This is a genomic window from Chelatococcus daeguensis, assembly GCF_001887265.1.
Taxonomy (GTDB): domain Bacteria; phylum Pseudomonadota; class Alphaproteobacteria; order Rhizobiales; family Beijerinckiaceae; genus Chelatococcus_A; species Chelatococcus_A sambhunathii.
The window spans coordinates 2,340,167-2,364,723 of sequence record NZ_CP018095.1 but is presented as its reverse complement, the minus strand read 5'-3'; the positions used below and the strand labels follow the sequence as shown (position 1 = coordinate 2,364,723).

Annotated in this window: 23 protein-coding genes; 16 read left to right on the top strand and 7 right to left on the bottom strand. The window is 67.3% G+C overall.

The annotated features are described in order from the left end of the window. The first annotated feature begins 30 nt into the window (after positions 1-30). From BOQ54_RS11170 to BOQ54_RS11150, 5 genes are all read left to right on the top strand, one after another. Positions 31-1,047, top strand: coding sequence for an amino acid ABC transporter substrate-binding protein (locus BOQ54_RS11170; RefSeq protein ID WP_055458010.1), 1,017 nt, complete (start codon positions 31-33; stop codon positions 1,045-1,047). Positions 1,048-1,353: 306 nt separating this feature from the next. Next, a complete protein-coding gene (locus BOQ54_RS11165; RefSeq protein WP_055458011.1) occupies positions 1,354-2,550 on the top strand; it encodes an amino acid ABC transporter permease in 1,197 nt (398 codons plus the stop codon). A 10-nt stretch (positions 2,551-2,560) separates the two neighbouring features. Next, positions 2,561-3,712 carry an amino acid ABC transporter permease gene (locus BOQ54_RS11160; RefSeq protein WP_055458012.1) on the top strand — a complete coding sequence of 384 codons (1,152 nt, stop codon included), beginning with the start codon at positions 2,561-2,563 and terminating at the stop codon, positions 3,710-3,712. 81 nt (positions 3,713-3,793) lie between these two features. Next, positions 3,794-4,510, top strand: coding sequence for an amino acid ABC transporter ATP-binding protein (locus BOQ54_RS11155; protein ID WP_145979815.1), 717 nt, complete (start codon positions 3,794-3,796; stop codon positions 4,508-4,510). A 292-nt stretch (positions 4,511-4,802) separates the two neighbouring features. Next, positions 4,803-5,309 carry a hypothetical protein gene (locus BOQ54_RS11150; protein WP_063185252.1) on the top strand — a complete coding sequence of 169 codons (507 nt, stop codon included), beginning with the start codon at positions 4,803-4,805 and terminating at the stop codon, positions 5,307-5,309. Between the two features lie 12 nt (positions 5,310-5,321). Here the strand turns inward: BOQ54_RS11150 and BOQ54_RS11145 are convergent, their stop codons facing one another. Both BOQ54_RS11145 and BOQ54_RS11140 read right to left on the bottom strand, forming a co-directional pair. Next, positions 5,322-5,603, bottom strand: coding sequence for a hypothetical protein (locus BOQ54_RS11145; RefSeq protein WP_063185249.1), 282 nt, complete (start codon positions 5,601-5,603; stop codon positions 5,322-5,324). 198 nt (positions 5,604-5,801) lie between these two features. After that, entirely contained in the window at positions 5,802-6,164 is a 363-nt protein-coding gene (locus tag BOQ54_RS11140; RefSeq protein ID WP_063185247.1) for a hypothetical protein, read from the bottom strand. 169 nt (positions 6,165-6,333) lie between these two features. Here BOQ54_RS11140 and uxuA point away from each other — a divergent pair, with 169 nt between their 5' ends. Continuing rightward, positions 6,334-7,518: a mannonate dehydratase gene (uxuA, locus tag BOQ54_RS11135; RefSeq protein WP_071923928.1), complete on the top strand. Its 1,185-nt coding sequence runs from the start codon at positions 6,334-6,336 to the stop codon at positions 7,516-7,518. Positions 7,519-7,836: 318 nt separating this feature from the next. Here uxuA and kduD read toward each other — a convergent pair whose 3' ends face one another. From kduD to BOQ54_RS11120, 3 genes are all read right to left on the bottom strand, one after another. Continuing rightward, the gene (kduD, locus tag BOQ54_RS11130) at positions 7,837-8,625 is read right to left on the bottom strand and encodes a 2-dehydro-3-deoxy-D-gluconate 5-dehydrogenase KduD (protein ID WP_071923927.1); all 789 of its coding nucleotides are present in this window, start codon (positions 8,623-8,625) and stop codon (positions 7,837-7,839) included. Positions 8,626-8,636: 11 nt separating this feature from the next. Then, positions 8,637-9,479 carry a 5-dehydro-4-deoxy-D-glucuronate isomerase gene (gene kduI, locus BOQ54_RS11125; protein ID WP_071923926.1) on the bottom strand — a complete coding sequence of 281 codons (843 nt, stop codon included), beginning with the start codon at positions 9,477-9,479 and terminating at the stop codon, positions 8,637-8,639. Positions 9,480-9,543: 64 nt separating this feature from the next. Next, positions 9,544-10,221: a GntR family transcriptional regulator gene (locus tag BOQ54_RS11120; protein ID WP_096335324.1), complete on the bottom strand. Its 678-nt coding sequence runs from the start codon at positions 10,219-10,221 to the stop codon at positions 9,544-9,546. Positions 10,222-10,418: 197 nt separating this feature from the next. Between BOQ54_RS11120 and BOQ54_RS11115 the strand changes: the two genes are divergently transcribed. The 10 genes from BOQ54_RS11115 to BOQ54_RS11070 all read left to right on the top strand — a co-directional run bounded on the left by BOQ54_RS11115 (position 10,419) and on the right by BOQ54_RS11070 (position 22,992). After that, positions 10,419-11,240 (top strand): 2-keto-4-pentenoate hydratase, encoded by an 822-nt coding sequence (locus BOQ54_RS11115; protein WP_071923925.1) that lies wholly within the window; start codon positions 10,419-10,421, stop codon positions 11,238-11,240. Positions 11,241-11,358: 118 nt separating this feature from the next. Continuing rightward, positions 11,359-12,336, top strand: a complete 978-nt coding sequence (locus BOQ54_RS11110; protein WP_055458022.1) for a TRAP transporter substrate-binding protein — start codon at positions 11,359-11,361, stop codon at positions 12,334-12,336. Between the two features lie 317 nt (positions 12,337-12,653). Next, entirely contained in the window at positions 12,654-13,187 is a 534-nt protein-coding gene (locus tag BOQ54_RS11105; RefSeq protein WP_071923924.1) for a TRAP transporter small permease, read from the top strand. Beyond that, positions 13,187-14,467, top strand: a complete 1,281-nt coding sequence (locus BOQ54_RS11100) for a TRAP transporter large permease (RefSeq protein ID WP_063185233.1) — start codon at positions 13,187-13,189, stop codon at positions 14,465-14,467. Before BOQ54_RS11105 ends, BOQ54_RS11100 begins: the two co-directional genes overlap by 1 nt. 103 nt (positions 14,468-14,570) lie before the next feature. Next, positions 14,571-15,851 (top strand): acetylornithine deacetylase/succinyl-diaminopimelate desuccinylase family protein, encoded by a 1,281-nt coding sequence (locus BOQ54_RS11095; protein ID WP_071923923.1) that lies wholly within the window; start codon positions 14,571-14,573, stop codon positions 15,849-15,851. A gap of 224 nt (positions 15,852-16,075) precedes the next feature. Continuing rightward, the gene (locus BOQ54_RS11090) at positions 16,076-17,581 is read left to right on the top strand and encodes an ABC transporter substrate-binding protein (protein WP_071923922.1); all 1,506 of its coding nucleotides are present in this window, start codon (positions 16,076-16,078) and stop codon (positions 17,579-17,581) included. A gap of 160 nt (positions 17,582-17,741) precedes the next feature. After that, positions 17,742-18,689, top strand: a complete 948-nt coding sequence (locus BOQ54_RS11085) for an ABC transporter permease (RefSeq protein ID WP_063185229.1) — start codon at positions 17,742-17,744, stop codon at positions 18,687-18,689. Then, on the top strand, positions 18,686-19,546 hold the full coding sequence (locus BOQ54_RS11080) for an ABC transporter permease (RefSeq protein ID WP_055458027.1): 861 nt from the start codon (positions 18,686-18,688) through the stop codon (positions 19,544-19,546). The genes BOQ54_RS11085 and BOQ54_RS11080 overlap by 4 nt, the downstream gene beginning before the upstream one ends. Positions 19,547-19,549: 3 nt before the next feature. Next, on the top strand, positions 19,550-21,391 hold the full coding sequence (locus BOQ54_RS11075) for an ABC transporter ATP-binding protein (RefSeq protein WP_071923921.1): 1,842 nt from the start codon (positions 19,550-19,552) through the stop codon (positions 21,389-21,391). Positions 21,392-21,531: 140 nt separating this feature from the next. Beyond that, positions 21,532-22,992 carry an aldehyde dehydrogenase family protein gene (locus BOQ54_RS11070; RefSeq protein ID WP_145979759.1) on the top strand — a complete coding sequence of 487 codons (1,461 nt, stop codon included), beginning with the start codon at positions 21,532-21,534 and terminating at the stop codon, positions 22,990-22,992. A 141-nt stretch (positions 22,993-23,133) separates the two neighbouring features. Here the strand turns inward: BOQ54_RS11070 and BOQ54_RS11065 are convergent, their stop codons facing one another. Together BOQ54_RS11065 and purU are read right to left on the bottom strand one after the other, a co-directional pair. Further along, positions 23,134-23,349 (bottom strand): hypothetical protein, encoded by a 216-nt coding sequence (locus tag BOQ54_RS11065; RefSeq protein WP_026015039.1) that lies wholly within the window; start codon positions 23,347-23,349, stop codon positions 23,134-23,136. Between the two features lie 248 nt (positions 23,350-23,597). Beyond that, positions 23,598-24,461, bottom strand: a complete 864-nt coding sequence (gene purU / locus BOQ54_RS11060; RefSeq protein WP_071923920.1) for a formyltetrahydrofolate deformylase — start codon at positions 24,459-24,461, stop codon at positions 23,598-23,600. Between the last annotated feature and the right edge of the window lie 96 nt (positions 24,462-24,557).

Sequence of the window (24,557 nt, the reverse complement as noted above, 5' to 3'; positions counted from 1 at the left end):
GACGGACCTTCAGAGTGGGAGATTCAATCAATGAAACGTATGATCGCTTCGGTCGTAGTCGGGCTGGCGGCCGGCTTCGCGGCAACGGCCGTTTCGGCTGCGACGCTCGACCAGATCAAGCAGAAAGGCTTCATCCAGTGCGGCGCCAACACCGGCCTTGCCGGTTTCGGCGTGCCGGACGACAAGGGCAACTGGACCGGCCTCGACGTCGACCTGTGCCGTGCGCTGGCCGCGGCCGTCTTCGACGATCCGAACAAGGTCAAGTTCATCCCGCTGTCGGCGAAGGACCGCTTTACGGCCCTTCAGTCGGGCGAGGCGGACGTCCTCATCCGCAACACCACCTGGACGATGTCGCGTGATACCTCGCTCGGCCTCAACTTCACGGGCGTCAACTACTATGACGGCCAGGGCTTCATGGTCCGCAAGAGCCTCGGCATCTCCTCGGCGCTCGAGCTCGACGGCGCCTCGGTGTGCACTCAGCAGGGCACGACGACGGAGCTCAACCTCGCGGACTATTTCCGCGCCAACAACATGAAGTACGAGGTGGTGGCCTTCGCGACGTCGGACGAAACCGTCAAGGCCTATGATTCGGGCCGCTGCGACGCCTTCACCACCGACGCTTCGGGCCTTTATGCCGAGCGCCTGAAGCTGACGAACCCAGATGATCACATCGTCCTGCCGGAGATCATCTCCAAGGAGCCGCTCGGCCCGTCCGTCCGCCATGGCGACGACCAGTGGTTCGACGTGGTGAAGTGGGTGCATTACGCCATGCTCAATGCCGAGGAGCTCGGCGTCACCAAGGCCAATGTCGACGAGCAGCTGAAGTCTGACAATCCCGAGATCAAGCGCCTGCTCGGCGCCGAAGGCAAGTTCGGAGAGGCCATCGGCCTCACCAATGATTGGGCCTACCGGGTCATCAAGCACGTGGGGAACTACGGCGAAATCTTCGAGAAGAACGTGGGCGAGGGATCGCTCCTGAAGATCAAGCGTGGCCTCAACGCGCTGTGGACCAAGGGCGGTCTGCAGTACGCGCCGCCGATCCGCTGAGAAGAGCGGTGCCCCGGGCCGGGGAGGACGGCCCGGGGCACCGGTGACGGTCACAAGCAAGCAACTGCCTGTAAACAGGTTAAGCAGACCGGCGGGCGGGTGCTATAATAACAAACGTCCAAGGTGGGCCGCCAGACGCCTGCCGTTACAAGGGGAATGAAAATGAAAAAAGAACGCAAGATGACGGGAGTGGGGTGCTTCGGCTGTTAGCCTGACCGACAAGCGAACGCCGGCCGACATCTTTCATGTCGGCCGCAATGTAGTTGCCAAGACGGGAGCGTTCCGCACGTTCCCGTGTCGGGAGGCATGTCAGTGACCGACGTTACCCAAAGCACAAGTCCGCGCACGAGTCTGATCAACGACCCCAGGGTGCGCGGCATTGCCTATCAAGTGATCCTCGTCGCCATTCTCGCCCTGCTTATCTACGAGGCGACGACCAATGCCATCGAGAACCTGCGCAGGGCGAGGATCGCCTCGGGGTTCGACTTCCTGTCGACGACGGCGGGTTTCGACGTCAATCAGACGCTCATTCCCTTCAGCAGCTCGGGCGGTTCGACCTATGGCGACGCCTTCATCGTCGGCCTGCTCAACACGCTGCTGGTCGCCGCCATCGGCATCGTGCTGGCCACGATCCTTGGCTTCATCGTGGGCGTCGCGCGCCTGTCGTCCAACTGGATCGTCGCGAAACTCGCCAAGGTCTATGTCGAGGCGATCCGCAACGTGCCGCTGCTGCTGCAGCTGTTCATCTGGTACAACGCGGTGCTGAAGGCGCTGCCCAATCCGCGCCAGTCTTACGAGGTGGGGAGCGGCATTTTCCTCAACAACCGCGGCCTCTTCGCGCCGCAGCCGCTGCTCGAGCCCGGGGCCGGCCTCGTCATCGGCGCAGCCGTCGCGGGCATCGTCGGCGCCTTCATCTTTCGGCGCTGGGCAAGGCGACGCCAAGAGATGACGGGACAGCAGGCGCCCGTCGGCACCGTGGCGCTGGCGCTCATCGTGGGCCTGCCGCTCCTCGTGTTCCTGCTCGCCGGGCGGCCTATCGCCCTCAGCTATCCCGAACTGCGCGGCTTCAATTTTGCGGGCGGGGTGCAGATCTTTCCCGAGTTCGTGGCGCTGCTCGTCGGCTTGTCGACCTATACAGCTGCGTTCATCGCCGAGATCGTGCGTGCTGGCATCCTTGCCGTATCGCGCGGGCAGACCGAGGCAGCGCACGCGCTCGGCCTGCGCGAGGGGCCGACGCTCAGGCTCGTCGTCATCCCGCAGGCGATGCGCGTCATCGTGCCGCCGCTGACCAGCCAGTATCTCAACCTCACCAAGAACTCGTCCCTGGCAGTGGCCATCGGCTATCCGGACCTCGCGCAGGTCTTCATGGGCACCGTGCTCAACCAGACGGGGCAGGCGGTCGAGGTGATCGCGATCACCATGGCGGTCTATCTCGCCATCAGCCTCATCACCTCGCTGGTGATGAACATCTACAACCGCCGTGCGGCGATCGTCGAACGATGAGGAGGTGACGATGGCCATCACGACCGAACCCGTCGCCTACGTCCGTGGCACTCCCATCGCTGAACAGCCGCCGCCGCTGATGGCGCGTGGCTGGGTCGCCTGGGTGCGCGAGAACCTGTTCTCGTCCGTCGGCAACACCATCCTGACGCTGATCGCGCTTTACATCATCTATCTCGTCGTGCCCCCGGCGATCCGCTTCTTCTTCCTCGATGCGGTATGGACGGGCAGCGACCGCGAGGCGTGCCTCGCGGCCAGCGTCGGCCGAGAGGTGGGGGCCTGCTGGGCCTATGTGGACGCCAAGTTCAGCTATTTCGTCTACGGATCCTATCCGTGGGACGAGCGCTGGCGCGTCGACATCGTCTTCGTGCTCGGCGCCATCGGCATCGCTTGGTTGCTGTGGCTCGACGCGCCGAAGCGCAACCTCGGGGCTCTCTACTTCTTCGTCATCTTCCCTGTGGTCGCTTTCATCCTGCTGCGCGGCTCGACGGCCGTCGGCCTCGAGCGGGTCGACACCTCGCTGTGGGGCGGCATCCTCGTGACGCTCGTCGTCTCCATCGTCGGCATCGTCGTGTCGCTGCCGCTCGGCGTGCTGCTCGCTCTCGGCCGGCGCTCGCGCCTGCCGCTCGTCAGGCTCGCCAGCGTCATCTTCATCGAGGTCGTGCGCGGCGTACCGCTGATCACCGTGCTGTTCATGGCCAACACGATGCTGCCGCTCTTCCTGCCGGGCAACATGTCGCCCGACAGGCTGCTGCGGCCGCTGGTGGGCGTCGCGCTCTTCGCCTCCGCCTACATGGCCGAGGTGGTGCGCGGCGGGCTGCAGGCGATCCCCAAGGGCCAGTACGAGGGGGCGATGTCGCTCGGGCTCGGCTACTGGCGGATGATGCGCCTCATCATCCTGCCGCAGGCGCTGCGCATCGTCATCCCCGGCATCGTCAACACCTTCATCGGCCTGTTCAAGGATACGACGCTGGTGTCCATCGTCGGCATCTTCGACCTCATCAAGACCGTCGAGGTGACGCTCGTCGACCCGACCTGGGCGACGCCCGTGACACGGCTCACCGGTTACGCCTTCGCGGGGCTTTTCTATTTCATCTGCTGCTACGGCATGTCGCGCTATTCGCTGGCGGTGGAACGCCGGCTCGCGGCTGGACAAAAGAGGTAAGAAACGATGGCAATGGCAACCGCAACGGACCGTCCGGCCCAGCTCAAGCCCGTTTCGCTGAAGACCGAGACCGCGGTCGAGATGATTGGCGTGCACAAGTGGTACGGCGAGTTCCATGTGCTGCGCGACATCAATCTCAAGGTGACGCGCGGCGAGCGCATCGTCGTGTGCGGTCCATCGGGTTCGGGCAAGTCGACCATGATCCGCTGCATCAATCGGCTTGAGGAGCACCAGCAGGGCAAGATCATCGTCGATGGCGTGGAACTGACCAACGACCTGAAGCGGATCGACGAGATCCGGCGCGACGTCGGCATGGTGTTCCAGCACTTCAACCTGTTCCCGCACCTCACCATCCTCGAGAATTGCACGCTGGCGCCGATCTGGGTGCGCAAGATGCCGAAGAAGGACGCGGAAGAGATCGCGATGCACTATCTCACCCGCGTCAAGATCCCCGAGCAGGCCAACAAATATCCGGGCCAGCTCTCGGGCGGGCAGCAGCAGCGCGTCGCCATCGCGCGCTCGCTGTGCATGAGCCCGAAGATCATGCTGTTCGACGAGCCGACCTCGGCGCTCGACCCGGAGATGGTCAAGGAGGTGCTCGATACCATGGTCACGCTCGCGGAAGAGGGCATGACCATGCTCGTCGTCACCCACGAGATGGGCTTTGCGCGGCAGGTGGCGAACCGCGTCATCTTCATGGATGCGGGACAGATCGTCGAGATGAACACGCCCAACGAGTTCTTCAAGAATCCGCAGCACGAGCGCACCAAGCTCTTCCTCAGCCAGATCCTGCACTGAGGACGGGCCCTTGAGAGCCTGCCGTCCGGGCCGCTTCCCGGGCTGCCGGCTGACGGAGTGCGGGGACCTGCGGAGCGACTCGCTACGTTTGCCGCGTCATGGCCGGGTCCGTCCCGGCCGCCCACGCCTTTGACCTTGCAGGCGTTTCGAGGCGTGCATGCCCTCCAACGAGCCGGCGTGACGGGCGCAGGCATCACTCGTGTCGCCTTGCATCCTCATTGACAGTGCAACAGCGTATGAAAACCATCGGGCGGGCCGGGCGGTCCGCCCGACGGCCTTTGGGGGGAAGAGCATGTTGCGCCTCGTGTTGCTGATCGCTGCCGCCCTTGCGGTTGCCTTCGCGATTTCCTTCATTCTCGGGCGCAGGGGCGTTTTCGTCGCCGCGGCAGCCTTCGTTGTGGGTGCGGCGAGCGGCATCCTCTCGACCATCATCACGGCCTGCAGCCAATGCTGGACAGAGGCGCTGAGCGTCGGCGCCTTCGTGTCCATGCCTTTCTTCGTGGTCGGCTGGTTCGCGCTGGCGCAGGCGGAGGTCGAGCGCCGGCACAGGCGGCTGCTCCTCGGTCTCGGCGCGCTGATGCTGGTGCAGGTCATCTGGGCGGCGCGCATGACAGTGCTCGCCACCTTCCAGGGTGTCTGCCCCTGCGGCGCGCAGCTGTGGTGGCTGCGCACCAGCGAGGTCGCCTCCGTCGGCTTCGACAGGCTGGCGGGACCGTGGTTCATGCTCGAGGCGGTGATGACGCTCGCGGTGCTGTTCAGCGCCGGCCGCCGGCTCGTCGAGGACGCGCCGGCGCGGTGAGCGTCCCGAGCCTCAGGGGCTCCGGTCCTCGGCCGGTTGCCGGTCGAGGATCTCGACGGAATGGCCTTTCAGCTCGACGTCGATCACCCGGCGGGTGAACTTCGCGAGGACGGCAACCCCGCCGGCGGCGAGCAGGAACGTCAGCATCAGGGTTGCGACGTCGCCAAGTTCCATGAGGCCACCGATGGCCCAGCCGGTGGCGACCGCGACACCGAGGATCTCGGTGCCGACGAGAATGACCGCGCTCACGGCGGTCGCGCGGGCGAGGCCCTTCCTGGCAAACTGGACGGACATCGCTCACCTCCGCGGCAATGGCAGAACGGTGGCGGGGTGGGGCACGCACGCAGCCGCGCGCAAGCAGCCGGCAGCGGCCGCAGAATGGGTCGAAGAATACATGGATGTGACCTCGTCAGCCGCCCGACAGGCGGCGAGGCAAGCTCCAGCCGGCATGGCCGACTGCGTGAAACCGGCGCGGCGAACCGCGCCGCCGGTTCACGCCGCGGGCGGGCCCGTCTGCGGACGGGCGCAGGGAGCATGGGAGCGCGCCGGCCAGGCTGCCGGCTGGCCGAATGTGCATCGCGGAGCGGCTTCGGGCGCGGCCGCGGCAGTCGCATGGAGCGTCAGCGGTGCCGGCGGGTCGGAGGGACCGGCGAACGGCTGGCTGCTTCCGCCGCGCGGGGTAAGAACATCGTGGAGGGCGGCCGGCGAGAGATTGCCGCCGGTGGCGACGGCCTGTGCCGTGACGACGATGTCGGGAGACGGCGGCACAAGCGGCCGCCCGCCCTGCAAGGCAAGGAAGAGGATGCCTGCGAGCAGCGCCAGCAATGTCAGCGGTGCGTGGGAGCGCTCCTTCACCGTCCGTGCAACCCTTCTCCTGCCATTTCGGCTTCGCTATAGCGCGCGGCATCGCGGGCCGCAAAGTGGACAGTGGCTGTAGGGGGCTTCGCGCAGCCAGCTAAATCGATATAAGACGCCGCAGTGAGAATGCGATGGGCGCGCTGCGCCCGATGAGCGAGGGGCTGTGATGGAACAGACTTGGCGGTGGTTCGGCCCACAGGATCCGGTAACCTTGGCCGATGTGCGCCAGACCGGTGCCACCGGGATCGTCAGCGCGTTGCACCAGATCACCAGCGGCGAGTCCTGGACCGTCGAGGCCGTCGCGGAGCGGCGCGCCTTGATCGAGCAGGCGGGACTCACCTGGTCCGTCGTCGAGAGCATCCCGGTCCACGACGACATCAAGACCCGCTCGGGCAACTTCCGGCGCTACATCGACAACTGGATCGCCTCGCTGCGCGCTTGCGCCGCCGGCGGCGTCACCACCATCTGCTACAACTTCATGCCAGTGGTGGACTGGACGCGCACCAACCTGATGTGGCAGGTCGCCGACGGCAGCTTTGCCCTGCGCTTCGACATGGTGGATTTCGCCGCTTACGACGTCTTCATCCTGGAGCGTCAGGGCGCCGAGGCGAGCTATCCCAAGGCCATCCTCTCGGCGGCCCGCGCCCGCGTCGCCGCCATGAGCGAGGCCGACAAGGACGCGCTCGAGCGCAACATCATCGCCGGCCTGCCGGGCTCGGATTTTACTCACGACCGCGCGGGCATGCGCAAGCTGCTCTCCGCCTATGACGGCATCGGCCCGGCCGAGTTGCGCGCCAATCTCGTTGCCTTCCTGCAGGAGGTGGCGCCGGTGGCGGAGGAGGTCGGCGCGCGCCTGTGCATCCATCCGGACGATCCGCCGTTCTCGCTCTTCGGCCTTCCGCGCGTCGTCTCCACGGCAGAGGACGCCCGTGCCGTCCTGGCCGCGGCGGACACGCCGGCGAACGGGCTGACCTTCTGCGTCGGATCTTACGGCGCGCGGGCGGACAACGACCTCGTCGCCATGGTGCGCGAATTCGGCCCGCGCATCCACTTCGCCCACCTGCGCAACGTGAAGCGCGAGGACGACGGCTCCTTCTTCGAGGACGACCATCTCGCCGGCTCGTCCGACATGATCGGTGTCATCGGGGCGCTCCTCGACGAGGAGGCGCGCCGCCGTGCCGAGGGGCGGGCGGATGCCGTCATCCCCATGCGGCCGGACCACGGCCACCTCATGCTCGACGATGTCGGCAAGAAGACGAACCCCGGCTATTCCTGCATCGGCCGCCTGCGCGGCCTCGCCGAACTGCGCGGCGCGATGATGGCGCTGCAGCGGGTGCAGGGCAGGGCGTAAGGGGGCGTCGGCCATCGCCGGGGGCATGGCCGCGCTCGTCCATGGCCGTCGTTTGGTAAGACGAAGCCACGGAGTGCAACGCCCCAGTTGTCATGCCCCGCGCCTGATCGGCCGCCTGCGCGACAGGCCGCGCAGCGCAAGTCCCCCGCCGTCATGCCCGCGCCTGTCGCGGGCATCCATGCGGCGACGCTGGCAGGAGCGCAAAAGGCATGGATGGCCGGGACAAGCCCGGCCATGACGGGGGGGGGAGGCGTCGCTCGCGTCCGCGGGCTTCGGCGGTGCGGGGAGGCTTCGGCCGCGATGGCTATCCGTATGCCGTCACCGCGCCATCCAGCCGCCGTCGACCGGCAGCACCGTGCCGGTGACGTAGCCGCTTGCCGGGGCGGCGAAGAAGAGGACGGCGGTGGCGAGGTCCTGCGGCGCGCCCCACCGGCCGGCAGGGATGCGATCCATGAGTTGACGTGTGCGCTCGGGATCCGCCCTGAGGGCCGCCGTGTTGTCCGTCTCCATATAGCCGGGGGCGATGGCGTTGACGGTGATGCCCTTCGGCGCCAGCTCGTTCGCCATGAGCTTGGTGAGGCCGGCGACGCCGTGCTTCGCCGCCGTGTAGGCCGGCACGCGGATGCCGCCTTGGAAGGAGAGGAGCGAGGCGATGTTGACGATGCGGCCCGGCCGGCCGCTCGCCACCATGTGCCGCCCGACCGCCTGCGAGAGCTGGAAGAGGCTCTTGAGGTTCACGGTCATCACCGCGTCCCAGTCCGCCTCCGTATAGTCGAGCACGTTCTCGCGGCGAATGATGCCGGCGTTGTTGACGAGGATGTCGACGCGACCGGCCCTTGCGACGATGTCGGCGACGAGGGCAGGGAAGTCCTGCGGCTTCTCGAGGTCGCACACGACCTCGTGGAAGCTGCAGCCCTGCGCGGCGACGGCACGGGCCGTTTCCGGCATGGGGCGCGAGCCGAGGCCGACGACGTCCGCCCCGGCACTGGCGAGCGCCTCGGCCAGCGCCTTGCCGAGGCCGGTGCGCGCGCCGGTGACGAGGGCGACCTTGCCGGAGAGGTCGAAGAGGCTGGCGAAAGCCGGCGCAGTGCTGGTCGTGGTCGTCATGGGCCGGCTCCTCAGCGCAGGTCCTGCATGGCGATCATGTCCATGTCGGTGAAGGCCTGGTTGTCGCCGGCCATGCTCCAGATGAAGGCATAGCTCGTGGTGCCGGCGCCGCAGTGGATCGACCAGGGCGGGGAGACGATGGCCTCTTCGTTGCGCACGACGAGATGGCGCGTCGCCTCGGGCCGGCCCATCAGGTGCACCGTGAAGGCGTTCTCCGGCAGCTCGAAATAGAGATAGGCCTCCATGCGCCGGTCGTGGGTGTGGGCCGGCATCGTGTTCCAGACGCTGCCGCTCTCAAGGCGGGTGAGGCCCATGACGAGCTGGCAGGTCGGCAGCACGTCCGGATGCAGGTACTGGAAGATGGTGCGCTTGTTGGCGGTCTCCTGGCTGCCGAGCGGGACGGCCTTCGCCGCCTCCTTGGTGATGTGCCGGGCGGGATGGCGCGCGTGGGCCGGGGCCGTGTTGATGTAGAACTTGGCCGGATTGGCCGGATCGACGCTGGCGAAGGTCACGTCGGCGGTGCCGGAGCCGAGATAGAGCGCGTCCTGGAAGCCGAGGTCGAAGGTTGTGCCGTCGGCCGTGATGCGGCCGGGGCCGCCGATGTTGACGAGGCCGAGCTCGCGGCGGGCGAGATGATGCTCGCTGCCGACGAGCCGTGCATGGGCCTCGGTGAAGGCGAGAGGCTCGCCGAGCGGTACGGCGCCGGCGAGCATCAGCCGGTCGTAATGGGTGTAGGTGACGTTGAGCGCGCCGGGCACGAGCAGGCCGGGCACGAGGAAATTCTCGCGCAGCGCTTCCGTGTCGAAGGTCTCCGCCTCGCGCCAGTGGATGGCGTAGCGGGTCTCGATGGACATGGTGGTTCCTTGGGCGGGCATGGGTTGGGCCTCGTGGTTGCGGATGGATGGCGCCGCCGCCGGCTCACTCGAAGAGGTGAGGGTGGTCGGCCTCTACGCGCGGGAGAGCGCGCAGGATCTCGTTGAGGTGGTAGCGCATGGCCTTCTCGGCAGCGTCGGCGTCGCGCGCGTCGATGGCGGTCATGATGGCGCGATGTTGGGTGACGAGCGGGCGCATCGCCTCGGTGCCGGGCAGGGTGAGATAGCAGACCCTGTCCATGTGAGCCTTGAGGTCCTCGATTGCCTGCCAGGCAAGGATGCTGCCCGTGCCCTCGACGAGGGCCAGATGGAACAGTTCGTCCGTGCGCTGGAAGGCTGTATGGTCGCCGCGCTCGGCCGCCTTCTCCTGCAGGTCGAGCAGGTCGTCGATGCGCTGGCGGCTCTGGGAGGAAAAGCCCTCGCAGGCGCGGCGGACGACGGCCGCCTCCACCGCTTCGCGCACAAAGCGCGCCTCCATCATCTGGCGTACGGAGAGAAGGGCAACGACAGTGCCGCGCTGGGGCAGCGTCTCGACCAGGCGTGACCTCGCAAGCGCGATGAGCGCCTCGCGCACCGGCTGGCGCGAGACGCCCCAGCGCTGGGCGATCTCCACCTCCGACAGGCGTGTTCCGGGGGCTATGGCAAGCGTGATGATGGCTCGCCGCAACTCGCGCTCGACGCGTCGCGCCGCCGATTCGAAAGTGGTCTGCGATTCTGCTCGCACGGTTTTCGACCCTATTCAAACGGTTCAAATTATGTTTGAAACGGTTCAAATGGCTGTTGCTCCATATAGCAGAGCATACTACCATACACAAATATACGATTGCGGAGGACGCCGCGGCGGTCGACATTCACTGCCAGGGGCGCAATCTGGAATGACAAGATGGCCGGGCAATACCGGTAGGGGGAAGGGGAGGAGACATGCAGGATCTCGGGCGCTCGCCTGCAGGTTCCGCCGAAATCGCAAAGCGCTTCGTGGCGGCCCGTCGCGCGGCAGTGGCGCTCGATTCCTTTCCCGGTCCGCTGCCCGCTTCCGTTGATGGGGCCTATGCCGTTCAAGACGAAGCGATCCGCCAATGGGGCGCACCCGTCGTGGGCTGGAAGGTCGCGCTCATCCATCCGGACCTTCGCCCGGCCTACGGCGGCGCGGAGCGACTCGTCGGCCCGGTCTTCGCCGGCACGCTGGTCGAGGCGAGAGGGGAAGCGGTGGCCGCGCCGGTGATCGAGGGCGGCTTTGCGGCCATCGAGGCCGAGTTCGCGGTCCGTCTCGGCGCCGACCTGCCGGCGCGCGATGCGCCCTACGGCCTCGACGACGTGACGCAAGCGGTGGACGACCTCTTCCTCGCCGTGGAGGTTGCCAGCAATCCGCTCGCCGTCATCAACGATCTCGGGCCGGCTGCCATTATCAGCGGCTTCGGCAACAATGCCGGCGTCATCCTCGGGCCGGCGGTGAGGGGCTGGCGCGATGCGCCGCTCGAGGCGCTCGCGACCCGTGTCGTGGTTGACGGTGCGACCGTCGGCGAGGGCAGTGCAGCGAAGGTGCCGGGCGGACCCCTCGGCGCCCTCTTCTTCGCCGCCAATTGCCTGTCCGCGCGAGGCGTTGGCCTCAAGACCGGCGATATCGTCTCGACCGGGGCGAGCACGGGCATCCATCCGGTGCGACCGGGCATGGAGGCGATCGTGTCGTGCGGCGCGGCCGGCGACATCCGTCTTTCTGTTACCCGCGCCGTCGGCGAGGGGTGATCCGCGGTCGGCCGGCGCCAGGGGCTCCCCCGCGCCACCGCCGCCGCTGCGGCCTGTCGGGTCCGCCAAGAAAACGAGGGCGAAAAGCCCCGGTTCCATTTCCAGGGAGGCATCTTGAATGCTTAAATTCGGCACTCTCATCGGCACGGCGCTCGCAGCTGCGGCGCTTGCCATCGCGCCCGCGTCGGCGCAGACCGTCCTTCGTTCGGCGGACGTCCACCCCGACGGCTATCCCACCGTCGAGGCCGTGAAATACATGGGCTCCCTGCTCAAGGAGGCCACTAACGGGCGGTATGACATCAAGGTCTTCGTCTCCGAGCAGCTCGGCAGCGAGAAGGACACGATCGAGCAGACGCGCTTCGGCGTGCTCGACCTCAACCGCGTCAACATGGCGCCGTTCAACAACCTCATCCCGGAAACGGGCGTGCTGTCGCTGCCATTCCTCTTCCGTTCGGTCGACCACATGCACAAGGTTGTCGACGGGCCGATCGGCGACGAGATCCTGAAGGCTTTCGAGGCGCATGACCTCGTCGGGCTCGCCTTCTACGATTCCGGCGCACGCAGCCTCTACACGACGAAGAAGCCGGTGCGCAGCCTCGATGACGTGAAGGGGCTCAAGATCCGCGTGCAGCAGTCCGACCTCTTCATCGGCATGGTCAAGGCCATGGGTGGCAATCCGACGCCGATGCCCTACGGCGAGGTCTATTCGGCGCTGCAGACGGGCGTCATCGACGGGGCCGAGAACAACTGGCCGAGCCTCGAGAGCTCCAAGCACTTCGAGGTGGCGAAGTTCTACACGCTCACCGAGCACTCCCTGTCGCCGGAGGTGCTGGTGATGTCGAAGAAGGTGTGGGACAAGCTCTCGCCTGAGGATCAGGCCGCCTTCCGCGACGCGGCGAAGAAGTCCGTCGTCAAGATGCGCGAGCTCTGGCAGGCGCGCGAGAAGAAGTCTGAGGAGATCGTACGGCAGGCCGGCGTCGAGGTGATCACCATCGACAAGAAGCCGTTCGAGGAAGCGATGAAGCCCTTCTACGCCTCCTTCGTGAAGGATCCCAAGCTGCAGGCGCTGGTGGAGAAGATCCGCGCGGTGCAGTGACAACGTCGGTGGATCACTCCGTCCGGGCCATGGATCCGGACGGAGTGGAAGCGCCGGCCCCCGACCGCACACCGTCATGCCCGCGCTCGTCGCGGGCATCCACGCCGTGACGCTCGCGCAGATTGAAGGCGCGGATGGCGACGGCAATGCGTATACGCATTGCCGGCCATGATGGGCGAAGAGGGGTCTCAAGCACCCACGTCGTAGCTTGTGACGAACGGCAAGATCGTGGATGGCCGGGACAAGCCCGGCCATGACGAGCCATAAATGTCGTTCCCAAGCCCCTTTTTAGATACCGGACCGCCATCGGACCGCCCATGACATCCATCCTGACATCCCTGCATCGCCTGCTGCGCGTCCTGTCGACGGTGGCGCTCTGGCTTTCCGCCGCCGGGCTCGTGGCCATGACCGCCGCCGTTGCCTGGCAGGTCTTCGGCCGCTACGTGCTCAACGACACGCCGAGCTGGACGGAGCCGATCTCGCTCCTCCTGATGAGCTGGTTCATCCTGCTCGGGGCGGCTGTGGGGGTGCGCGAGAACTTCCACCTCGGGCTCGACATCGTGCGCTTCTTCGCGCCTGACCGGATGGCACGATTCATGGACGGCATCAGCCTCGTCGCCATCACGGGCTTCGGCATCGCCATGGCGTGGTTCGGCTGGACGCTCGTCGTCGGGACCTGGTCAGCTACCATCCCGGTGCTGGGAATTCCCGGCGGCATCGACTACCTGCCGCTCGTCGTCGGCGGCGGGCTCATCGCCCTTTTCGCCGTCGAGCGGCTCGTCGGCATGATCGCCCACCCGCGCGAAGACATCGTGGCCGCCAAGACCGCCGCGGATCTGGAGGCGCACTGATGGAACTCTGGGTCCTCTTCGGCACGTTCTTCGGCCTGCTCGTCCTCGGCACGCCGGTGGCCTTCTGCCTCGGCATCGCGTCGCTGGCGACTGTGCTTTACATGGGAATGCCGCCGTTCGTCGTCTTCCAGCGGCTCAACTCCGGCATCAACGCCTTTGCGCTGATGGCCATTCCCTTCTTCGTCTATGCCGGCGACCTCATGGTGCGCGGCGGCATCGCCGGCAAGCTGGTGCGCCTCGCGGCCGCCCTCGTCGGCCACCTGCGCGGTGGCCTCGGGCAGGTCAACATCGTCGCCTCCACGCTCTTCGGCGGCGTCTCCGGCTCGGCAGTTGCTGACGCCTCGGCGGTCGGCGGGCTGATGATCCCGCAGATGCGCGAGCGCGGCTATGCCGCCGACTACGGCGTCAACGTCACGGTGACCTCGGCCATCATCGCGCTGATGATCCCGCCCTCGCACAACATGATCATCTATTCGATGTCGGCGGGCGGGCGCATCTCGATCGCCGACCTCTTCACCGCCGGCATCATCCCCGGGCTGCTGCTTGCTGCCGCCCTCATGGTGGCCGCCTATGTGGTTGCCCGGTGGCGCGGCTATCCGGCCGGGGTCTTCCCGGGCTGGGGCGCCATGCTGCCGATCCTCGTCGGGGCGGTGCCGGGCATCCTGCTCATTGGCATCATCTTCGGCGGGGTGCGTTCGGGCGTCTTCACGGCGACCGAGAGCTCATGCATCGCCGTCGTCTATGCGGTGGCGGTCACGGTACTCGTCTATCGCGAGATGGGCTGGCGCGACTTCGTCGAGGCGACGCTGGGCGCCGTGCGCACCACGGCGATGGTTCTGCTCGTCATCGGCAGCGCCGCCTCCTTTGGCTGGCTGCTGGCGCTTCTGCAGGTGCCGACGGCGATGGTGGAGGGCATGCGTGCGCTGTCCGACAATCCCATCGTCATCTTCCTCCTCATCAACCTCATCCTGCTGGTGCTCGGCTGCTTCATGGACATGTCGCCGCTGATCATCATCACGACACCGATCTTCCTGCCGGTCGTCACCGCCTTCGGCATGGACCCGGTGCATTTCGGCGTCATCCTGGTGCTCAACCTCGGCATCGGCCTGTGCACGCCGCCGGTCGGATCCGTGCTTTTCGTCGGTTGCGCCGTCGCTCGTATCGGCATCATGCAGGCGGTCAGGACCATCTGGCCCTTCTACGGGGCGTGTTTCGCCGTGCTGATGCTCGTCACCTACGTGCCGTCGCTGTCGCTGTGGCTCCCGGCCCTCTTCCGGTAACGATGCGAAAACCGTCCGAAAACGTGTGTGTACAAACGAAAACTGTCTTGCAGGTGGCCCGGCGTGGTGAAACCATGCCGGGCCCAACCGATCCGAGACGGTCATGTCTATCCGAGACGTCCTTGAAGCCGTTCGAGACCGCCGCGATGAGCTGGCCGCCCTTACGGCCGACCTGATCCGCATCCCGACCGTCAACCCGCCGGGGGAGAACTATCGCGACTGCGCCGAATTCGTCGGCGAGCGGCTCCGCCGGCGCGGCTTCGACATCGCCTATGTCCGCGCGGAGGGAACGCCCGGCGACAGCGACCGCTATCCGCGCTGGAACGTCATCGCGCGCAAGGAGGGCGCCCGGCCGGGTCCCTGCGTCCATTTCAATTCCCATATCGACGTCGTCGAGGCCGGGGCGGGCTGGACGCGCGACCCCTTCGGCGGCCAGATCGAGGACGGCAAGGTCTACGGCCGCGGTGCCTGCGACATGAAGGGCGGGCTCGCAGCCTCCATCATCGCGGCCGAGGCCTTCATCGATCTCATGCCCGGTTTTCCCGGCGCCATCGAGATCTCCGGCACGGCCGACGAGGAATCGGGCGGCTACGGCGGCGTTGCCTATCTCGCGGGCAAGGGCTTCTTCTCGAAGCCGCGCGTCGATCACGTCATCATTCCCGAGCCGCTCAACAAGGACTGCATCTGCCTCGGCCATCGCGGCGTGTGGTGGGCGAAGATCGAAACGAAGGGCCGCATCGCGCACGGCTCCATGCCCTTCCTCGGTGATTGCGCCGTGCGCCACATGGGCGCGGTCCTCAATGCCTTCGAGTGTGAGCTCATCCCGGCGCTCGCCGCACGCCGCACGGCGATGCCCGTGATCCCGCCGGGCGCGCGCAGTTCGACCCTCAACATCAATTCCATCCACGGCGGGCAAGGCGAGGACCATGACGGCCTGCCGTCGCCCTGCGTGCCGGATTCCGCGCGCATGGTCATCGACCGCCGCTTCCTCATGGAAGAGAAGATCGAGGACGTGAAGGCCGAGGTGATCGGCATCCTCGACCGGCTGGCCAGGGAGCGGAAGGACTTTGCCTACGCCATCGAGGACCTGTTCGAGGTGCAGCCGACGATGACCGACCGCGAGGCGCCCGTGGTGCAGGCCGTTGCGGGCGGGATCCGCGAGGTCATGGGCCAGGAGCCGAGCTATGTCGTCTCGCCCGGCACCTACGACCAGAAGCACGTCGATCGCATCGGTCGGTTGAAGGACTGCATCGCCTATGGTCCGGGCATTCTCGACCTGGCGCACCAGCCGGACGAATATGTCGGCATCGACGACATGGTCGATTCGGCGAGGGTCATGGCGCGCGCCTTGCATGAGCTTCTGGAGGGTGGCGGCAAGGCGTGAGCGTGTTGTGCACGCGCCGTCATGCCCGCACTTGTCGCGGGCATCCACGCCCTGCAGCCTGTGCAGAAGGCGTGGATGGCAATGCAGCGCGGATACGCGCTGCGCTTACGGGAAGTGTCGCAAGTCGGGCAAGCCCGCCTTGCGAGGACGAGCCCGGCGATGACGAAAGGCGTGCCTGGCATGATATCGACAACAAGTGACCTTGCGACGAAGGAGGGGCCGGAATGTATCGCCGTCTGATGCAGCATCTGGTGAGGGGGACGGCCGCTGTCGCCGTATCGGCCGGCATCCTCCTTGGCACGCCGGCCTTGGCGGCGCGGACGGACGTCATTCTCGGCATCCGGCTCGAGCCGCCGCATCTCGACCCGACGGCGGGCGCCGCGGCGGCGATCGCGGAAATCGTCTACAACAACGTCTTCCAGGGCCTGACGCGCATCGACCGCGACGGGACGGTGAAGCCCTCGCTCGCCGAGCGCTGGGAGGTGTCGGAGGACGGCAAGGTCTACACCTTCCACCTGCGGCAGGGCGTGAAGTTCCACGACGGCACGACCTTCGACGCCGAGGACGTGAAGTTCTCGCTCGACAGGGCGCGCGCGGCCGACAGCGTCAACCCGCAGAAAGGCCTTTTCGAGCCCATCGACACCGTCGAGGTGGTGGACCCGCAGACAGTGCGGATCACGCTGAAGCGCCCGAGCGGCAGCCTGCCGTTCAACCTCGGCTGGGCCGCCGCCGTCATCGTCGCGCCCGAGAGCGCCGCCGACAACAAGACGGCGCCGGTCGGCACCGGTCCCTTCAAGCTCGCCGAATGGGTGAAGGGCGACCACGTCACGCTGACGCGCAGCGACGGTTATTGGGGCGAGCCCGTCGCCCTCGAGAAGGCGACCTTCAAGATCATCGGCGACCCGACCGCCTCCTTCGCGGCGCTGATGGCCGGCGATGTCGACGCCTTCCCGATCTTCCCCGCGCCGGAGAACGTGCCGCAGTTCGAGGCCGACCCGCGCTTCACGGTCGTCGTCGGCGACACCGAGGGCAAGACCGTGCTTGCCATGAACAACGGCAAGAAGCCCTTCGACGACATCCGCGTGCGCCGCGCCGTCTCCCACGCCGTCGACCGCAAGGCGCTGATCGAGGGCGCCATGTACGGCTACGGCAAGCCCATCGGCTCGCATTTCGCGCCGCAGGACAAGGGCTATGTCGACCTCACGGGCAAGTATCCGTTCGATCCAGAGAAGGCCAAGGCGCTTCTGAAGGAGGCGGGGGCGGAGAACCTCTCCGTCCGGCTCGTGCTGCCGCCGCCGGACTATGCCCGCCGCGGCGGCGAGGTGCTGGCGGCGCAGCTGCGCAACGTCGGCATTTCGGTCGAGATCGTGCCGATGGAATGGGCGCAGTGGCTGAGCGAAGTGTTCCGCAACAAGAACTTCGACATGACCGTCGTGAGCCACGTGGAGCCGCTCGACCTCGATATCTATGCACGCGACGACTATTACTTCGGCTACAAGGACCTGGACTACCGCGCGCTCTACGAGCGTTTCGTCGCCTCGACCGACGAGAGCGAGCGGCTCGCGCTCCTCGGCCAGTTGCAGGAAAAGCTGGCGGACGACGCCGTCAACGCCTGGCTGTTCCTCCTGCCCAAGATCGGCATCTGGGACGCGCGGCTCGAGGGGCTGTGGGAGAACACCCCGGTGCCGGCCAATGACCTGACGGAAGTCAAGTGGCGCGAGCAGCAGTGATCTCGGTCGTGTCCGGCTCCCCGCTCGCGGCGGCTCCTTCTCCATCTCCCCACCGCAAGCGGGAGGAGGGGGACAGCGTTGCTCGTGTCGCTGACGTCCGCTCGCGAAGCGAAGTAGTCGGACGTCTGTCGATGGCGACGTTCAGGTGGGGCTGACCTGAATGCTCGTCTATCTCGCCAAGCGCCTCGCCTCGCTCGCCGCGACGCTGGTCATCGCTTCGCTCGTCATCTTCGCGGTGATGGAGGTGCTGCCCGGAGATCCCGCCGAGATCATGCTGGGGACCAATGCGCGGCCGGATACGCTTGCGGCGCTCAGGGCCGATTTCGGCCTCGACCGGCCCGCGCCGGAGCGCTATGCGGCCTGGGTGGCAGGTTTCGTCCAGGGGGACCTCGGCCGCAGTTATACCTATTCGGTGCCTGTCGGCGAGCTTGTCGCGCAGCGCCTGTGGGTCAGCCTTCCGCTCGCCGCCATCTCGCTGCTTCTCACCGTCCTCATCGCCGTGCCCGTCGGCGCGCTCGCGGCGACGCGGCGCAACGGACCGGCCGATGTCGGCATCATGGCGGCGACGCAGGTCGGCATAGCGGTGCCGAACTTCTGGTTCGCGATGCTGCTCGTCTTCGTCTTCGCGGTGAGCCTCCGGCTCCTGCCCGCCGGCGGCTTTCCCGGCTGGGGGGCGGGCCTGTGGCCGGCAGGGCGCTCGCTCATGCTGCCGGCGGTGGCGCTCGCCCTGCCGCAGGCGTCGATCCTCGCCCGCGTGATGCGCTCCTCGCTGATCGACGCGCTCGGCGAGGACTATGTGCGCACCGCCCGCGCCAAGGGCCTGAGCCGGGGCGAGGTGGTGCGCCGGCATGCGCTGCGCAACGCGCTCATCCCCGTGCTTACCATCATGGGCCTGCAGTTCTCCTTCCTGCTCGCCGGCACCATCATCATCGAGAATGTCTTCTTCCTGCCGGGCCTCGGCCGCCTCGTCTTCCAGGCCATCACCCAGCGCGACCTCATCGTGGTCAAGAGCATCGTGATGCTGCTCGTCGCGAGCGTCGTCATCGTCAACTTCCTCGTCGAGGTGGCCTATGCCGCCGTCGATCCGCGCCTGAGGAGGCGGGCATGAGCGCGACCATGGCCCCTGGCCGGCGCCGCCTCGCCATCCGCGCGCTCGGCCACCCGAGCTTCCTCCTGGGGGCCGCGATCTCGCTCGTCGTCGCCGCCATGGCGCTCCTGTCCTTCGTGTGGACGCCGCACGACCCGACGGTGCTCGACATTGCCCGCAAGCTGCAGCCGCCCTCGGCGACGCACTGGCTCGGCACCGACCAGTACGGCCGCGACGTCCTGTCGATGATCATGCACGGGGCGGTCACGTCGATGGCCGTGTCCTTCGTGGCGGTGGGCATCGGGCTCGGGCTCGGCGTGCCGCTCGGGCTTCTGGCGGCCGCGCAGCGCGGCCTCGTCGGCGAGGCGGTGATGCGGGCGAACGACTTCGTCTTCGCCTTTCCAGCGCTCATCATCGCCATCATGCTGCGCGACATCTTCGGCCCCGGCGCCGTCAACGCCATGGTCGCCATCGGCATCTTCAACGTGCCGGTCTTCGCGCGGCTCGCCTATGGCGCGGCGCTGCCCCTGTGGACCCGCGAGTTCGTCATGGCGGCGCGTGTCGCCGGCAAGGGCGGCGGGCTCATCACGCTCGAGCATATCCTGCCCAACATGCTGAGCCTCGTCATCGTGCAGGCCACCATCCAGCTCTCGCTCGGCGTGCTGGCCGAGGCGGCCCTCTCCTATGTCGGGCTCGGCGTGCAGCCGCCGGCGCCGAGCTGGGGGCGCATGCTCAACGAGGCGCAGACGCTGATGGCGCTCGCGCCGCGCCTTGCGCTGGTGCCCGGCCTTGCCATCGTCGTCACGGTGATGGGCCTCAACCTCCTCGGCGACGGGTTGCGCGACCTGCTCGACCCGCGCCTTGCCCGGGAGCGCTGAGCGATGGCCATGTTCAGCGTCGAGGGGCTCGACCTTTCCATCTACGGCCTGCCGATCCTCAAGGGGGTCTCGCTCTCGGTGGGCGAGGGCGAGATCCTCGGGCTCGTCGGCGAATCCGGTTCCGGCAAGTCCATGACGGCGCTCGCGGCGATGCAGCTGATGCCGCGCGGTGCCAGCGCGACGGGCCGCATCCTGCTCGACGGCGAGGATCTTCTTTCCAAGAGCGAGGTGCAGATGTGCGCCTTGCGCGGGCGCGACATCGGCATGATCTTCCAGGAGCCGATGACGGCGCTCAATCCGCTGAAGACCATCGGCGCGCAGGTGGCGGAATGCTTTGCCCAGCACCTCGGCGCCCGGCGCGCCGAATGCATGGCCTGGGCCGGGCAGGCGCTGGAGCGGGTCGGCCTGCCGCCGTCGCGCTTTCCGCTCGACCGCTATCCGCACGAGCTCTCCGGCGGCCAGCGCCAAAGGGTTGTCATCGCCATGGCGGTGGCGCTGAAGCCCAAGCTCATCATCGCCGACGAGCCGACGACGGCGCTCGACGTGACGACGCAGGCCCAGATCCTCGAACTGATGCGCGAGCTGGTGGCCGAGGAGGGCACGAGCCTCCTCATAATCACCCACGACCTTGCCGTCGTCGCCGAGATGGCCGACCGCGTCACCGTGATGCGTTACGGCGAGGTGGTAGAGGAGGGCACGACGGCGGCCTTCTTCTCCGGCATGCGGCATCCCTATTCGAAGGCGCTGCTGGAAGCGTCGACTCACGTGCCGGCAAGGCGCAAGTTGACGGCGCCACCGATCCTCCCCCGTGAGGGGGAGGTGGCGCCGCATAGCGGCGACGGAGGGGGCGGCGCGGCTGCCGTCGAGGGCACTGCTCCCAGCCCGGACCCCACCCGTCTCGCGCCGAGAGGCGCGAGCCATCCTCCCCTGAAGGGGAGGGATCAGCCGTATCCGTCACCCTCTCGCCGAGAGGAGGGACCAGGCACTCCTATCCTTGTTGCGCAGTCCGTCGTCCGTGAATATCGCGGCCGGCGCCGGTCGCTCTTCAGCGCGCCCGAGAAGCGGCGCGCCGTCGATGCCGTGAGCCTCGCCGTCCGGCCGGGCGAAAGCGTCGGGCTCGTCGGCGAATCCGGCTGCGGCAAGTCGACCCTCGCGCGCACGCTCATGGCGCTGGAGCCGCCGCAGGGCGGAGCCGTGCTGTTCCGCGGCCGCTCCTTGGCCGGTTTCTCGGCCGCCGATCTCACCGCCATGCGGCGGGCCGTGCAGGTGGTGTTCCAGGATCCCTATGGCTCCTTCGATCCGCGGCACAAGGCCGGCCGGCTCGTCGCCGAGCCGCTCCATCTCCTGCGTGGGGAGATCGACGCGGCGGAACGCAACCGGCGCATCGCCGCGGTGCTGCGCGATGTCGGCCTCAAGCCGGAAGATGCGGACAAATATCCGCACGAATTCTCCGGCGGGCAGCGCCAGCGCCTCGCCATCGCAAGGGCGCTCATCACGCGGCCATCGCTCATCATCCTCGACGAGCCGGTGTCGGCGCTCGACGTCTCCATCCGTGCCCAGGTGCTCGACCTTCTCGCCGACCTGCAGGCGGAGCACGGACTCGCCTATCTCTTCATCTCGCACGATCTTACGGTGGTGCGTGCCATCACCGACCGGGTGCTCGTGATGCGCGCCGGCCGGATCGTGGAAGAGGGGCCGACGGCCGAGGTGTTCGCGGCGCCGCGGCACGCCTATACGCGTGAGCTTCTCGCCGCCTCGCCCGACCTGTCGCGGGCGCTCGCGGCGCGAGCCATGCGGCCTGCGGGGGCGGGCCCGGCGGCGGGCGAGGTCCCCTCGGGCGGCTGAAGCGGCGATAGCTCTTTGCGATTCAATTAAATCGGAAAGAGCGTCTATCTTTTTGAGAATAGAGCATTTTCTTCGCCGAACCGGTATCCACTTCGGCGGAAAATGCTCTAGAACAGCGTCAGCGACAGATCAGCGAACGGATGAACGAGATGACCACTGCCTTTGCGACCGACCGCGTCCTCATCGCCGGCGAATGGCGGGCGCCGGCGAGCCGCGAGACGCTTCCCCTCGTCAATCCTTCCGACGGCAGCGAACTGGCGCGCATCGCCGCCGGCGGCGCCCGCGATGTCGATGCTGCCGTCGGCGCGGCGGAGGAGGCCCTGTCCGGCGCCTGGGGGCGGATGACGGCGACCGAGCGCGGGCGCGTCCTTTCGGCCATGGGGCGGCTCGTGGCCGAGAAGGCGGACGAACTTGCCCGGCTCGAGGCGCTCGATGTCGGCAAGCCGCTGAAGCAGGCGAAGGCCGATGCGCTGGCGCTGGCGCGCTACCTCGAGTTCTACGGCGGCGCGGCCGACAAGGTGCACGGCGAGACCATTCCCTACCTCGACGGCTACACGGTGCTGACCCTGCGCGAGCCGCACGGCGTCACTGGCCATATCGTGCCATGGAACTACCCGATGCAGATCATAGGCCGCTCGGTCGGCGCAGCGCTCGCCATGGGCAATGCGACCGTGCTGAAGCCGGCCGAGGAAGCCTGCCTGACGGCGCTCGCCTTCGCCTATATTGCTGAGGAGGCAGGGCTGCCGGCCGGGGCGCTCAACGTGGTGCCGGGCACGGGCGAGGCCGCGGGGGCGGCGCTCTCGGCGCATCGCGGCGTTCATCACCTCTCCTTCACCGGCTCCGTTGCGACGGGAGCGCTCGTGCAGGCCGCCGCGGCGAAGAACGCGGTGCCGGTGACGCTCGAGCTCGGCGGCAAGTCGCCTCAGGTCGTCTTTGCGGACGCCGACCTCGACGCGGCGCTGCCCTTCCTCGTCAATGCCGGCATCCAGAACGCCGGCCAGACCTGCTCGGCCTCCTCGCGCATCCTCGTCGAGCGCGTCATCTTCGACGAGGTGGTCGCGCGCATGGCGGAGCGCTATCGGGCGCTGAAGGTGGGACCTGCGCTGGCGGACCTCGATGTGGGCCCCATGGTCTCGGCCCGGCAGAAGGAGATCGTCGAGCGCTATATCGGCATCGCCAGGGCCGACGGCCTCGCCATCGCCGGCGAGGGTGGCATCGTGGCGGATGCGCCAGCCGGCGGCTGCTACGTGCGGCCTACGCTCGTCGCCAATGTGTCGGGCGACCACAGGTTGGCGCAGGAGGAGATCTTCGGACCGGTGCAGGTCGTCATCCCCTTCGAGGGCGAGGAGGAGGCCGTGCGCATCGCCAACGGCACCGACTTCGGCCTCGTCGCCGGCGTGTGGACGCGCGACGGCGGCCGCCAGCTGCGCATGGCGCGGGCGCTCAAGTCCGGCCAGGTCTTCATCAATAACTATGGCGCAGGCGGCGGCGTCGAACTGCCCTTCGGCGGCGTCAAGCGCTCCGGCCACGGCCGGGAGAAGGGATTCGAGGCCCTCTATGGCTTTTCGGTGCTGAAGACGGTGGCCATCCTGCACGGCTAGGCGGTCAATAGGGCCGGTTGAAGGACGGCATCACGCATCGTGAAAATCCGTGTTGCGCGATGCCGTCCTCGCTGCCCGGCGGGCGCGCGTCACCTGCCGGTCGATGGGTGCAGGGCCGGCGCAGCCCGGACTGCTTCCGCCTTAGCCGGCGGCATTTCCGGGATTGTTGGCGCCGGCTCCCGGGTTGGCGGCGTTTGCGGGATTGGCCGCGTTGCCCGCGCCGATCCCGGGATTGGCCGGGTTCACGGCAAGGTGCTGCTGGCCGGGCGGGAGCTGCTGGATGGTCTGGGTGAGACCTCGCGTCCAGGCATCGGCCTGGGCGGCAATGCTCTGTCCCGGCAGGTGCGTTCCGGGCATGTATCCGCGCTCCGGGGCGATCTTAAGGGGATTTGGCATGGTCGAATCTCTATTCATGCAAATGGCGGGTGTTGCCCATCCGTGGAATAGACGTTTCTGCAAGTTCTGTCTGTTCTCGATATGGAAATTGCAGGTGCGGCGATCAGTTCAATTCGGAATATATGTTTATATTATACGTGCCATGTGCATTGCATGGCGCGACCTTTGTTTCAACTTCCCTCAAGCGCCCGGTGGCGCTCGGGCCGTGATCAATCCGTAAACACCACCGTGCGCTGGCCGTTGAGGATGACGCGGTCCTCGAGGTGGTAGCGCAGGGCCCGGGCGAGCACGCGCCGCTCAATGTCGCGGCCCTTGCGCACGAGGTCGTCCGGCGTATCGCGGTGACTGATGCGCTCCACGTCCTGCTCGATGATCGGACCCTCGTCGAGGTCCGAGGTGACGTAGTGGGCCGTCGCCCCGATGACCTTCACGCCGCGCGCATGCGCCTGGTGATAGGGCTTGGCGCCCTTGAAGCCGGGCAGGAACGAATGGTGGATGTTGATGCAGCGCCCCGCGAGCTTGGCCGCGAGACCATCGGACAGCACCTGCATGTAGCGCGCAAGCACGACGACCTCGGCCTCGGTCTCGCGGATGAGCTCCCACAGACGGGTTTCCTGCTCGAGCTTCGTCTCCTTCGTCACGGGCAGGTGGTGGAAGGCCGCGCCGTCGAAATCGAGCGAGCCATAGGTTTCGCGCGGGTGGTTGGCGACGACGGCCACGAGATCCATCGGCAATTCGCCGAGGCGCCTGCGATAAAGCAGGTCGACGAGGCAATGGTCGAACCTGGAGACGAGAATCATCACGCGCCGCTTCTCCGCCCGGTCGCGCATCGTCCAGGTCATGGCGAAGCGCTCGGCGACCTCCGAAAAGCTCTTCCTGAGGTCCTCCAGCGTCGGGGCACCGTTCAGCGGGTTGAAGACAACCCGCATGAAGAAGCAGTTGCTCTGCGTGTCGTCGAACTGCTGCGCGTCGAGGATGTTGCATCCCGATTCGAAGAGATGGGTCGAGACCGCCGCAACGATGCCGGGGCGGTTGGCGCAGGACAGCGTGAGGACATAGTGCGGCTGTGACATGGCCGCCCTTTTGAGCCTTTTTCCGGAATCTGCAAGGGCTATGGCGTCGCAGTACCACAGAATTTCGCCGCACGATCAGTCTTGGCTATTGGCGAT